A 13,319-nucleotide genomic window follows, 5' to 3' on the forward strand; every position below is an offset into this window, starting at 1 on the left:
TTACCGCTTTTACCTAAAAATCCCCATGATGGGGGAATGGTGCGTAGCTTGGCCGCCCTCGCCGTGGGCCTCACCCTGATCGCCGCTTCGGCCGCTCCCAACGCTCCCGCCGCCGCGGGGCCGGTCACCTTCCTCCCCGGATCGGAGGGAATGGGCGACCCCTACTACCCCCTCCAGGGCAACGGCGGCTACGACGTCGGACACTACGACCTGCGCCTGCGGTTCGACCCTGACGACCACTCGGTGGACGCCACCACGACCATCACCGCGACCGCCGTACAGAACCTGTCGCGGTTCAATCTCGACTTCTCCGGGCCGCAGATCAGCGGCGTGCTGGTGAACGGCGCCCAGGCGTCCTACCACCGCGACGGCCAGGAGCTGGTCATCACCCCGCCGAACGGCCTGCTGTCGGGGAGCACCTTCACGGTCGCGGTCTCCTACGCCGGCGCCCCGAAGGCGGTCTCGGACGCGACCGGCGAGCAGGGATGGCTCAGGACCGAGGACGGCGTGTACGTGGCGTCCCAGCCGGACGGCGCGCGCAGCTGGTTCCCGGCCAACGACAGCCCGGCGGACAAGGCCACCTTCTCCTTCCGGATCTCCGCGCCCGAGGATCTCGCCGTACTGGCCAACGGCGAGCACACGGGCACGGACAGCGCGGACGACGACGGCTACCGCACCGTGCACTGGGAGATGAAGCAGCCGATGGCGCCCTATCTCGCCACGCTCGCGATCGGGCACTTCGTGGTGAACGAGGGCACGGTCGGCGGCATGCCCAACGTGACCGCCTACGACCCGTCGCTCGCGGACGAGTCGAAGGACCTGCACGACTTCACGGCGAAGGCGGTCGCGTGGGAGACCGGCCTGTTCGGCCCCTACCCGTTCTCCTCCACGGGCGGCATCGCCGACGGCGACGGCTCGGTGACCGCGCTGGAGACGCAGGGCAGGCCCGTCTACAGCGGCGGCCCGTCCGACGACCTGGAGATCGTGCACGAGCTGGCGCACCAGTGGTTCGGCGACAGCGTCGGCGTGCGGAGCTGGCGCGACATCTGGCTCAACGAGGGCTTCGCGACGTACGCCGAATGGCTCTACCAGGAGCAGCACGGCGGGCCGTCCGCCAAGGAGATCTTCGACGAGCACTACCGGAAGACCGGCGGCTTCTGGCACCTCAAGACCGGCGATCCCGGCCAGGCGGACATGTTCGACGAGAACGCGGTGTACCTCCGGGGCGCCATGACCGTCCAGGCCCTGCGTACGAAGATCGGCGACAAGGTGTTCTTCCCGCTGCTGAAGACCTGGGCGCAGCAGAACAGGCACGGCACGGCCACCACGGCCGACTTCGTCTCCCTCGCCGAGAAGCTCAGCGGGCAGAACCTCCGCCCGTTCTTCGACGCATGGCTCTACCAGGCCGCCAAGCCCCGCGTCTGATCCCGGCGCGATCTTCGCTGCCGGGCCCCGGGCGCACGAAACGGGAGGTTTGCCCTGGTGGTGAATGGGGAGGGAGGACAGCGCCCACGCACCCCGCGTGACCACAAGACGCGAGGGGCGCGACAGGGAAGGGGCGAGGTGAGCGGGCTGCCGACCATCAAGAGCCCGGACGAGCCGACCAAGCTCGTGGAGCACCGGCCCGGTCTGCATCTGCGCTACTCCAAGGACCCCGACGCCGACGCCGGCAGGCCGAGCGTCGGCATGGGCCGCGGCCCCGACCACGAGCCGCTCGGTCGACCGGGCCGAGCCGGTCGCGTGGCTCGACGACTCGATGGCCGAGCAGGCGCGCGAGCACTACGACAAGATGTTCGACGCAGGCCGTGACTCCACCGGCCGAGCAGAACATGCACGCCACCGATGTATCCCGACGCCGTGATCGACACCGACACGTCGCCTGCGGGGGCGCTCCGCGGAGATCGCCTGCTCGGTAGCCTTGCAGGGCGGTGAACCCGCCGCGTCCACGCCCGCGGTCACGGCGGCCGATACGTTCTTAGTGCTTAATATGCTTTTTCTCCTGTTATGACGGTGATCGCGAGGGTGGACCATGGTCGAGAGGACAGGCACCACGAAGCGGACGCGATCAGCGCGCGCGACCGGCGGTGACTCCGAACGGGATCTGCGGCAGCTCCTGGCCGGCCTCACCGCCGTACGGGACGGCGACTTCGGCACCCGGCTTCCCGAGGACGGAGACGACGGCCTGCTGACGGAGATCGCGACCGTCTTCAACGGGATGGTCGACCAGCTCTCCCTGTTCACCTCCGAGGTGACGCGCGTGGCGCGGGAGGTGGGCACCGAGGGACAGCTCGGCGGTCAGGCCGAGGTGCCGGCGGTGTCCGGCACCTGGAAGGACCTGACCGACTCGGTGAACGCGATGGCGGGCAACCTCACCAGCCAGGTGCGTTCCATCGCCGAGGTCACCACCGCCGTCGCCAAGGGCGACCTCTCCCAGAAGATCACCGTCGACGCCCAGGGCGAGATCCTCGAACTCAAGAACACCGTCAACACCATGGTCGACCAGCTCTCCTCCTTCGCCGACGAGGTCACCCGCGTCGCCCGCGAAGTCGGCACCGAAGGACAACTGGGCGGCCAGGCCGACGTCAAAGGCGTCTCCGGCACCTGGCGCGACCTCACCGACTCCGTCAACTTCATGGCCGGCAACCTCACCAGCCAGGTGCGCTCCATCGCCCAGGTGACCACGGCCGTGGCGCGCGGCGACCTCTCCCAGAAGATCACCGTCGACGCCCGCGGCGAGATCCTCGAACTCAAGAACACCGTCAACACCATGGTCGACCAGCTCTCCTCCTTCGCCGACGAGGTCACCCGCGTCGCCCGCGAAGTCGGCACCGAAGGACAACTGGGCGGCCAGGCCGACGTCAAAGGCGTCTCCGGCACCTGGCGCGACCTCACCGACTCCGTCAACTTCATGGCCGGCAACCTCACCAGCCAGGTCCGCAACATCTCCCAGGTCGCCACGGCGGTCGCCAAGGGCGACCTCTCCCAGAAGATCACCGTCGAGGCCAAGGGCGAGGTCGCGGCCCTCGCCCAGACCATCAACACCATGGTCGACACCCTCAGCGCGTTCGCCGACGAGGTCACCCGCGTCGCCCGCGAAGTCGGCACCGAAGGCCAGCTCGGCGGCCAGGCCCGCGTGCCCAACGTCGCCGGCACCTGGAAAGACCTCACCGACAACGTCAACTCCATGGCCGACAACCTCACCAACCAGGTGCGCTCCATCGCCCAGGTGACCACGGCCGTCGCCAAGGGCGACCTGTCGCAGAAGATCCGCGTCGACGCCCGGGGCGAGATCCTGGAGCTGAAGGAGACCATCAACACGATGGTCGACCAGCTCTCCTCCTTCGCCGACGAGGTCACCCGCGTCGCCCGCGAGGTCGGCACCGAGGGAGGGCTGGGCGGCCAGGCCACCGTACGCGGCGTGTCGGGCACCTGGAAGGACCTCACCGACTCCGTCAACGTGATGGCGTCCAACCTCACCAGCCAGGTGCGTTCGATCGCCCAGGTCGCCACGGCGGTCGCCAAGGGCGACCTCTCCCAGAAGATCACCGTCGAGGCCAAGGGCGAGGTCGCCGCGCTCGCCCAGACCATCAACACCATGGTCGACACCCTCAGCGCGTTCGCCGACGAGGTCACCCGCGTCGCCCGCGAAGTCGGCACCGAAGGCCAGCTCGGCGGCCAGGCCCGCGTGCCCAACGTCGCCGGCACCTGGAAGGACCTCACCGACAACGTCAACTCCATGGCCGACAACCTCACCAACCAGGTGCGCTCCATCGCCCAGGTGACCACGGCCGTCGCAGAGGGCGACCTCACCAGGAAGATCGACGTCGTCGCCCGCGGCGAGATCCTCGCGCTGAAGACGACCATCAACACGATGGTCGACCAGCTGTCGTCGTTCGCCGCCGAGGTCACCCGCGTGGCCCGCGAGGTGGGCAGCGAGGGCAGGCTGGGCGGCCAGGCCGAGGTCGAGGGCGTGTCAGGCACCTGGAAGCGGCTGACCGAGAACGTCAACGAGCTGGCCGGCAACCTCACCCGCCAGGTGCGTGCCATCGCCGAGGTGACCAGCGCGGTCACCTCCGGCGACCTGACCCGGTCGATCACCGTGGACGCCGAGGGCGAGCTGGCCGACCTCAAGGACAACGTCAACTCCATGGTGGAGTCGCTGCGCGAGTCGACCAGGGCCAACCAGGAGCAGGACTGGCTCAAGACCAACCTCGCCCGCCTCTCCGGGCTGATGCAGGGCCACCGCGACCTGTCGGCGGTCGCCGAGCTGGTCATGAACGAGCTGGCCCCGCTGGTCAACGCGCAGCACGGCACGTTCCTGCTGGCCGAGGAGACCACGGCCGGCGCGGAGCTGCGGGTGGTCGGCTGCTACGGCCACCGCGACACCACGCGCCGCTTCGCGTTCGGCGAGTCGCTGGTCGGGCAGGCCGCGCAGGCCAGGCGGACGATCCTGGTGGAGGACATCCCGCCGGGCTATCTGACCGTGTCGTCCAGTCTCGGCCAGGCCGGGCCGGTCAACCTCATCGTGCTGCCGATCGTGGTCGAAGACCAGGTGCTCGGCGTGATCGAGCTGGCCAGCCTGGGGCGCTTCGCCGGCATCCACCGGGCCTTCCTCGAACAGCTCGTCGAGACGATCGGCGTCAACGTCAACACGATCGTGGCCAACGCCCGCACCGACGCGCTGCTGGCCGAGTCGCAGCGTCTCGCCACCGAGCTCCAGGTGCGGCAGGAGGAGCTTCAGCGTTCGAACGCCGAGCTGGAGGAGAAGGCGGAACTGCTGGCCCAGCAGAACCGCGACATCGAGACCAAGAACAGCGAGATCGAGCAGGCCCGCCAGGAGCTGGAGGACCGGGCCCAGCAGCTCGCGCTCGCGTCCAAATACAAGAGCGAGTTCCTCGCCAACATGAGCCACGAGCTGCGCACCCCGCTCAACTCGCTGCTCATCCTGGCGCAGCTCCTCTCCCAGAACCCCACCCGCAACCTCACGGCCAAGCAGGTGGAATATGCCAACGTCATCCACTCGGCCGGCACCGACCTGCTCCAGCTCATCAACGACATCCTCGACCTGTCCAAGATCGAGGCCGGCAAGATGGACGTCACGCCCGAGCCGGTCAGCCTGCGTCAGCTCCTCGACTACGTGGACGCCAACTTCCGCCCGCTGACCAGCCAGAAGGGGCTGCGGTTCGAGATGACCGTGGCCTCCGATGTGCCGGCCCGGCTGCTCACCGACGAGCAGCGGCTGCGGCAGGTGCTGCGCAACCTGCTGTCGAACGCGGTCAAGTTCACCGAGTCGGGCTCGGTGGAGCTGCGCATCGAACGGGCGGCAGGCGTGGACCTGCCGGGCGTCGCCGGCCAGGAGATCCTGGCCTTCCACGTGATGGACACCGGCATCGGCATCGCCGCGGAGAACCTCTCGCAGATCTTCGACGCGTTCCAGCAGGCCGACGGCACCACCAGCCGCAAGTACGGCGGCACCGGCCTCGGCCTGTCGATCAGCCGGGAGATCGCGACCCTGCTCGGCGGCGAGATCCGCGCGACCAGCACGCCGGACGAGGGCAGCACGTTCACGCTCTATCTTCCGCTGGCCCACTTCGGCGGCGCGCGCAGGGAGCAACCCGCCACACGGGCGGAGGGAGTGCCGCTGTTCGCCCCGCACTCCACCACCGCACACTCCAGCGCCGCGTACTCCGCCGCCGGGCACTCCGCCGCCGGGCACTCCGCCGCCGGGCACTCCGCCGATGGAGGTTCCGCCGTCACGCACGACGCGCCCGCGGCGGCCCGGACCCCGTACGGCACGAACGGCAAGGGCGGACGGGACGGCAGGAACGGCAGGGCGAGGCGCCACCTGCTGGTCGTCGAGGCCAAGCCCGGAGGCCTGCTGTCCATGCTGGCCCAGAGGGTCGCGGCCGACCTGCACGACATCCACGGACCGGTGCGGGTGTCGACCGCGGGCGACGCCCGGTCGGCGCTGTCGATGCTGCGGCAGGAGAGCGTCCACTGTGTGGTGCTCGACCTCGGCCTGCCGCACGACACCACGGCCGACCTCCTCAAGGGGCTCGACGCCGATCCCGCGCTGCGCGCGCTGCCGGTGCTCGCGCATCACTCGCGTACGCTGTCGCGCCGGCAGGAGGACCTGCTGCAGGTGCGTTCCCGCAACCAGCCGCTGGAGCGCCTGCCCAGCCTCGACGAGCTGCGCGAACGGATCACCCTGCACCTGTCCGCCGATGAGCCCGGCAGCGTCCTGCCGCTCGTGCAGCCGCCCTCGGAGGAGGGGGCGCGGGAGCCCGGAAAACTCGACACCGCGCTCGTGGGCCGCAAGGTGCTGGTCGTGGACGACGACGTGCGCAACGTCTTCGCGCTCACCACGATCCTCGAACTGCACGGCATGGAGGTGCTGTACGCGGAGAACGGCCGCAAGGGCATCGAGATGCTGACGCGCAACGACGACGTCGACCTGGTGCTGATGGACATCATGATGCCGGAGATGGACGGCTACGCCGCCACCGCGGCCATCCGGTCGATGCCGCGCTTCGCCCAGCTCCCGATCATCGTGGTCACCGCCAAGGCCATGCACGGCGACCGGGAGAAGACGCTGTCATCGGGCGCGAGCGACTACGTCACCAAGCCGGTGGACGCCGATGAGCTCATCGTCTGCATGCGGCGCTGGCTGGAGCTGCCCGGCGACGGCGACCAGTAGGCGCGGCGGCTCCAAGCCGACGGGCCTCAAAGCTGACGGGCTCAGAGCTGACGGGCTCAGGACCGACGGGCTCAGGACCGACGGGCTCAGGACCGACGGGCTCAGGACCGACGGGCTCAGGACCGACGGGCTCAGGACCGACGGGCTCAGGACCGACGGGCTCAGGACTGACGGGCTCAGGATTGACGCGCCGGGGTGGCCCGACGGTCCCGCACCCGCGCCGCCCGGCTCAGGTCCTCAAGCACAGCCTGGGCGGCCCGTCGTCCGGAGACCAGCGCGCCCTGCTGGGAACCGGTGTCCCGGTGGTCGCCGCAGACGTAGCGCCGGACGCCCCGCCCCACCGCCTCCGTACGCACAGGGCGGCGCAGCGGCATCGGGGGCGGCATGGCGGGCAGGGCCGCCTCGATCGCGTAGGTCGCGATGTGCTCCCACGACGAGGTGTCACCGTAGATCTCGGTGAGCCGGGCGCGCACCCGGGGCTCGTCCCGGTCGCCGTGGACGCCGAGGAGCGAGGTGGCGATCAGGGCGCGGCCGTCCGCGGAATATCCGGGCGCGGCGTCGGTGATCACAATCGTGTCGGTGACGATCCCCTCGACGTCCACGACCAGCGTGGGCTCGCCGAGCGGCGAGGCGGGGGCGGCGTGGTAGAAGGTCGTGACCGCCCGCATCGCGGGCACCGGCAGGCCGGGCACCAGCCGCGCCGCGGCCGGCGGGTCCACCGCCACCACCACGGCCGCGCCGGCGATCTCGCCCCCGCCCGCGAGGGCCACGCCGTCGGCCGTCAGGGCGCTCACCGGCGTCTCCAGCGAGATCGCGTCGTCCGGCAGGCGGGCGGCGAGCTGCGCGGGGATCCGTTCCATGCCGAGGGCAGGCACGCCGATCCTGCCGCGGGCGAACGACCGCCACAGCAGATGGAAGATCCGGCCGGAGGTCTCCAGCTCCCGTTCCAGCACGATTCCGGCGAGGAGGGGCCGGAAGAGGTTCTCGACGATCTCGGGAGACGCGCCCCAGCGCCGCAGCTCGGCCAGGGTGGTGCGCCCGGCGCCGCCGCGCCGCCGTACGAGGGCGTCGGGGAGCAGCAGATCGCGGGCGGTCACCGCGGCGAGCACCGCCTTGTCGAACGGCGTGCCCACGTGGGCGAGCAGGCCGCTGAGCGCGTGCCGGGGATGCCGCCAGGGCAGCACGACCCGTTCGCGCCGGCCGTCCTTGAAGATCATCGCTCCGTTGGTGAACCGCCGCAGGTCCAGCGCGCCGATGTCGAGGACCCGGCGGGCCTCGGGATAGCTGGTGTTGAAGACCTGGTACCCACGGTCGAGCCGGAAGCCGTCCAGCCGGTCGGTGCGGATCCGGCCGCCCACGCCGTCGGACGCCTCCAGCACGCGGACCGGCACCCCCTCCTGACGCAGGTGCCAGGCGCAGGCGAGGCCCGCGAGCCCCGCGCCGACGACGATCACGGTGGCGGGCTGTGGCATGGGCGGATCTCCTCCCCGGCGGCCGCACGCGCGACGGCTCCCTTCAGTGACTTCGAACGGAAACGGCGGGGCGGATGCAGCGGCTCCGTACGGGCTCGGAACCGGGAGTGAGAGATCAGATCTGTGATCGTTCACAGGAGTCCGTAAGCCGGCGTGACTGAAAGTTTCAATGATCGGTGGTCGGCGTCGATGCGCAGGTGACACGCCCGCGGTGGCTCCGACCAGCCGCAGATCGCCAGGGCCGGATGCCTCGGATGATTGCGTTCACATCGATGAACCGGGCTGATTGACCACACCACCGGTTTCGCGTTGTGATGACGCACCCCGGCGCATCCCGTCGCACCCCACCCATCGCACCCCACCCATCGCACCCCAACCCGTCGCACCCCAACCCGTCGCACGCCAACCCGTCGCACGCCAACCCGTCGCACGCCAGCCGCCGCACCCAGCCGCCGGGCCAGGTCCGATCCCGGAGGTCCCGCATCGGAGAACCCCGATCACTCCCCTGCTTCCAGCGCCCTCACGGCTGAACACCGCCGGACACCGCTGAACACCGGCTCAGCACCGCCGGACACCGCCGGACACCGGCCCAGCACCGGCCGAGCACCGGCCGAGCACCGGCCGAGCACCGCTGAGCGCCGCTGGAGCACTGCGCCCCCCATCGGCACCCCCTCATGGAGTTCCAGATGACCACACGACGAAGATCTGCTCTGGTCGCCGCCGTGGCCTCGGCCGCCGCGCTCGCGGGGACCGCGGTCCTGCCGTCCCTGCCCGCCTCCGCGGCGGCGGGCTGCCGGGTGGACTACCAGGTGACCAGCCAGTGGCAGGACGGATTCGGAGCCGCCGTCACGATCACCAACCTCGGCGACGCCGTCAACGGCTGGACGCTCACCTGGTCGTACGCGGCGGGCCAGACCGTCACGCAGGCGTGGAACGCCACGGTCACCCAGAGCGGCGCGCAGTTCAGCGCCAAAGACGCCGGCTACAACGCCTCGATCCCCACCGGCGGCACGACGTCGTTCGGCTTCAACGGCTCGTGGAACAACTCGTCCAACCCCGCGCCCACGAGCTTCGCACTCAACGGCACGACCTGCACCGGCGGGGTCACGAGCAGCCCCTCTCCGAGTCCCAGCGCCTCGCCCAGCGCTTCTCCCAGTGCTTCCCCCAGTGCGAGCCCGACGCAGTCGCCGAGCCCCTCACCAAGCCCTTCACCGAGCCCGTCCCCCAGCCCGTCCCCCAGTCCCACGAGCATCCCGGCGGGCGCGCGGCAGATGGAGGACCTCGACCGCGGCCTGATCAGCGTGCGGTCGGGCAACGGCAACCTGGTCTCCTGGCGCCTGCTCGGCACCGAGAGCATCGGCACCGGGTTCAACGTCTATCGAGGCTCGACGAAGCTGAACTCCTCGCCGATCACCAACTCCACGAACTACTTCGACTCCGGGGCCGCCGCCGACGCCACGTACACCGTGCGGGCCGTGGTGAACGGCACGGAGCAGGCGGCGTCGGAGTCGTCGCTGCGCTTCACCGGCGGCGACTACCTGGATGTGCCGATCCAGCGGCCGTCCGGCGGCACCACACCCGACGGGGTGTCCTACACCTACAGCGCCAACGACGCGAGCGTGGGCGACCTCGACGGCGACGGACAGTACGAGTTCGTGCTGAAGTGGGACCCGTCCAACGCCAAGGACAACTCCCAGTCCGGCTACACCGGCAACGTGTTCGTCGACGCGTACAAGCTGAACGGCACCCGGCTGTGGCGCATCGACCTCGGTCGCAACATCCGCGCCGGCGCCCACTACACGCAGTTCCAGGTGTACGACTACGACGGCGACGGCCGGGCCGAGGTGGCGATGAAGACCGCCGACGGCACCAGGGACGGCACCGGCAGGGTCATCGGCAACGCGAACGCCGACTACCGCAACTCCTCCGGCTATGTGCTGTCCGGGCCCGAGTATCTGACCATGTTCAACGGCCAGACCGGCGCGGCGATGTCCACGGTGGACTATGACCCGCCGCGCGGCACGGTCTCCTCCTGGGGCGACAACTACGGCAACCGGGTCGACCGTTTCCTCGCCGCCACCGCCTATCTCGACGGCACCCGCCCGTCGCTGATCATGTCGCGCGGCTATTACACGCGTACGGTGATCGCGGCGTGGGACTTCCGCAACGGCTCGCTCACCAAGCGGTGGACGTTCGACTCCAACTCCGCAGGCAGCCAGTACACCGGCCAGGGCAACCACAACCTCGCCGTCGCCGACGTGGACGCCGACGGCAAGGACGAGATCGTCTTCGGCGCGATGGCGATCAACGACAACGGCCAGCCGCTGTGGAACACCCGCAACGGCCACGGCGACGCCATGCACGTCGGCGACCTCGACCCGTCGCGCGCCGGCCTTGAGGTGTTCAAGGTGGACGAGGACACCAGCAAGCCCGGCGCGTTCATGGCCGACGCCCGCACCGGCTCGGTCCTGTGGAGCCAGTCCTGCGGCTGTGACAACGGGCGCGGCGTCTCCGACGACATCTGGTCCGGCAGCCCGGGCGCCGAGTCGTGGTCGTCCGGCGTCAGCGGCATGTTCAACACCAGGGGGCAGAACGTCGGCCGCAAGCCGGGCTCGGCGAACTTCCTCGCCTGGTGGGACGCCGACCCGGTGCGTGAGCTGCTCGACGGCACCCACATCGACAAGTACGGCACCGGCGGCGACACCCGCCTGCTGACCGCCTCCGGCGTGCACTCCAACAACGGCACCAAGTCCACCCCGTCGCTGTCGGCCGACCTGTTCGGCGACTGGCGCGAGGAGGTCGTCTGGCCGACGAGCAACGACAACGCTCTGCGGATCTACAGCACGACCGCGACGACGAACCGCCAGATCTACACGCTGATGCACGACCCGACCTACCGGGTCGCGATCGCGTGGCAGAACACCGCCTACAACCAGCCGCCGCACACGGGCTTCTTCCTCGGCGACGGCATGTCCACCCCCGCCAGACCGAACATCTATCTGAGGTGATCCGCCGACGGCGGCCGCGGGCGAACCTGGCGAGGTCCGCGGCCGCCGCCGCGCTGCCCGACCGGCCGACGTCCCGCGCCCGCGCACCCGGAAAGCACGCAACCCACGCCCGCGCCCGCGCACCCGGAACGCTCAGCCCGCGGCGTCCGAGCTTTCCGAGTCTTCCGGGACCTCCGCGAGGCACAGACCGAGCTGGGTGTAGATCTCCAACTGGTCGAAATACTCCCGATGGGTCTTGATCTTGCCGTCCTCGATGAAGGACGCACAGGTGCCCCGGAAGGTGACCGGGCGACCGGTCCCGTCCAGCTCGCGCCCGCTCGGCAGCAGGATCGGCCCGAGGTGCGTGCCCGTGGCCGTCCACTCCACCATCATGGGCGCGTCACAGCCGGTGGCCTCGTACCACACCAACAGCTGGAAATCGGGAAAGCTCTTGAAGACCTGCTCGTACATCCACCCGATCTGCTCATGTCCCTCCGCGATCCCGAAGGGCGAGACGAGCACGGCGTCCGGGCTGAAGGTGTCGAGTAAGGCCTCCAGATCGTGTTCGTTCAGCGCTCGGGCCAGCCGGCGTTTCACTTCCCACGCATCGGACATGGCGACAATCCTTTGACGATCGGTTTGCAACGCTGCCTGACAACGTTACCCAGCAGCCAGTCAGGAGTCTGTCACGCTTACGCCGCCGGAACACCACACATGGGTCCCAGTTTTTACACATTTGCGCGGTTTTCTTACACCGGTTCCAGCGGCGGCGTGTCGAGAGTCTCCAGGTCCCCGGCCGCCGCGTGACCTGTGCCTTTGTGGGTAGGCCAGTCACAGCAGAGGTCCGAGGGGGTGGCAGGGATGCGATCATCGATCAGTCTCGGCCGTGTGGGCGGGGTCCCGGTCGGGCTCAACATCAGCGTCATCGTGATCGTCGTGATCCTGGTGGTCGGCCTGGCCTTCGGGCGTTTCCCCATCGCCTTCCCCGGCCTGTCCACGGCGGCGTACGTGCTGGCCGCGGTGGTGTCGGCACTGCTTTTCCTGGCCTCGCTGCTGGCCCACGAGGTGGCCCACGCGATCGTCGCCAAGCGGCACGGGCTGGGGGTCAACGGCATCACGCTCTGGCTGCTCGGCGGGGTGGCCGAACTGCGCGGTGAGCCCCGCTCCCCCGGCGCCGACCTCAAGATCGCCGGGGTTGGGCCGCTGACCAGCGTCGTGCTCGGCGGCCTGTTCGCCCTGGTGGCCTGGGGAGTCTCGGCCATCGCGGCGCCACCGCTGATCAGCGGGATGTTCGCCTATCTGGCCGTGGTGAACGTGCTGCTCGCCGTGTTCAACCTGGTGCCCGCCGCACCGCTGGACGGCGGCCGGGTGCTGCGCGCCTTCCTGTGGGCCCGCTGGCACGACCGCATGCGGGCCGCCGTGGCCGCCGCCCGGGCGGGCCGGGTCTTCGGCTACGTCCTGATCGCGCTCGGCTTCCTCAACCTCGTCTCCGGCCTCGGCCTCCAGGGATTCTGGCTGGCCCTGATCGGCCTGTTCCTGGTGAACGCGGCCACCGCCGAGGAGCAGCAGACGCAGATCGACGCCGCGCTGCACGGCATCACGGTGGGCGAGGTGATGTCGCGCGACCCGGTCGTCGCGCACCCCGACGAGACGGTGGCCGGCCTGATCGACCGGCTCGTGCTGCGCCGTCACCTGTCCACCTATCCACTGCTGGGCGACGACGGCCGGTTCGCGGGACTGGTGACCCTGGGCCGCGTCCGGCGGGTGCCACCCGACGACCGCGCGATCACCCGGCTGCGCGACATCGCGTGCCCGCCGTCGGACGTACCCACCGCGCACCCCGGCGACCAGCTCACGGAGCTGCTCCAGCGAATGAGCGGCGACGCGGACGGCCGGGCCGTGGTGCTCGACGACGCCGGACGCCTCATCGGCCTGGTCACACCCACCGACATCAGCCGGATCATCCAGACGGTGGATCTGCGGGCGCGCGAGCCGTACCGGACGCCGCGCGGCGCCGACCTCGCCCCGCCGCCGCCCGCGGGCCGTACGCCCGGCGGACCTGATTCCGGAGGCCCTGCTTCTGGAGGCCCGGCTCCTGGCGGAACCGTCCCGCCATCCGGTCGCCGCGACGCCGCCTGAACGCCGCCGGCTCCCGCGTCAGCC

The 13,319-nt window shown here is 70.3% G+C and carries 6 protein-coding genes; 4 read left to right on the top strand and 2 right to left on the bottom strand.

Annotated features, from left to right (window positions below):
• Positions 1–36 precede the first annotated feature (36 nt).
• Together FLV34_RS25890 and FLV34_RS25895 are read left to right on the top strand one after the other, a co-directional pair.
• On the top strand, positions 37–1,425 hold the full coding sequence (locus FLV34_RS25890; protein ID WP_147944319.1) for a M1 family metallopeptidase: 1,389 nt from the start codon (positions 37–39) through the stop codon (positions 1,423–1,425).
• A 604-nt stretch (positions 1,426–2,029) separates the two neighbouring features.
• Entirely contained in the window at positions 2,030–6,697 is a 4,668-nt protein-coding gene (locus FLV34_RS25895) for a HAMP domain-containing protein (protein ID WP_261985904.1), read from the top strand.
• A 176-nt stretch (positions 6,698–6,873) separates the two neighbouring features.
• Here FLV34_RS25895 and FLV34_RS25905 read toward each other — a convergent pair whose 3' ends face one another.
• A complete protein-coding gene (locus tag FLV34_RS25905; RefSeq protein WP_147944320.1) occupies positions 6,874–8,169 on the bottom strand; it encodes an NAD(P)/FAD-dependent oxidoreductase in 1,296 nt (431 codons plus the stop codon).
• 686 nt (positions 8,170–8,855) lie between these two features.
• On the opposite strand from FLV34_RS25905, the gene FLV34_RS25910 reads away from it, so the two are divergent.
• Entirely contained in the window at positions 8,856–11,177 is a 2,322-nt protein-coding gene (locus tag FLV34_RS25910; RefSeq protein WP_147944321.1) for a cellulose binding domain-containing protein, read from the top strand.
• A 132-nt stretch (positions 11,178–11,309) separates the two neighbouring features.
• Here FLV34_RS25910 and FLV34_RS25915 read toward each other — a convergent pair whose 3' ends face one another.
• Positions 11,310–11,771: an ester cyclase gene (locus tag FLV34_RS25915; RefSeq protein WP_142648607.1), complete on the bottom strand. Its 462-nt coding sequence runs from the start codon at positions 11,769–11,771 to the stop codon at positions 11,310–11,312.
• Positions 11,772–12,017: 246 nt separating this feature from the next.
• Here FLV34_RS25915 and FLV34_RS25920 point away from each other — a divergent pair, with 246 nt between their 5' ends.
• Positions 12,018–13,295 (top strand): site-2 protease family protein, encoded by a 1,278-nt coding sequence (locus tag FLV34_RS25920; RefSeq protein WP_147944322.1) that lies wholly within the window; start codon positions 12,018–12,020, stop codon positions 13,293–13,295.
• The last annotated feature ends 24 nt before the right edge of the window (positions 13,296–13,319 follow it).

Origin of the sequence: Microbispora sp. CSR-4 (assembly GCF_008033685.1) — a bacterium.
Taxonomy (GTDB): Bacteria; Actinomycetota; Actinomycetes; order Streptosporangiales; family Streptosporangiaceae; genus Microbispora.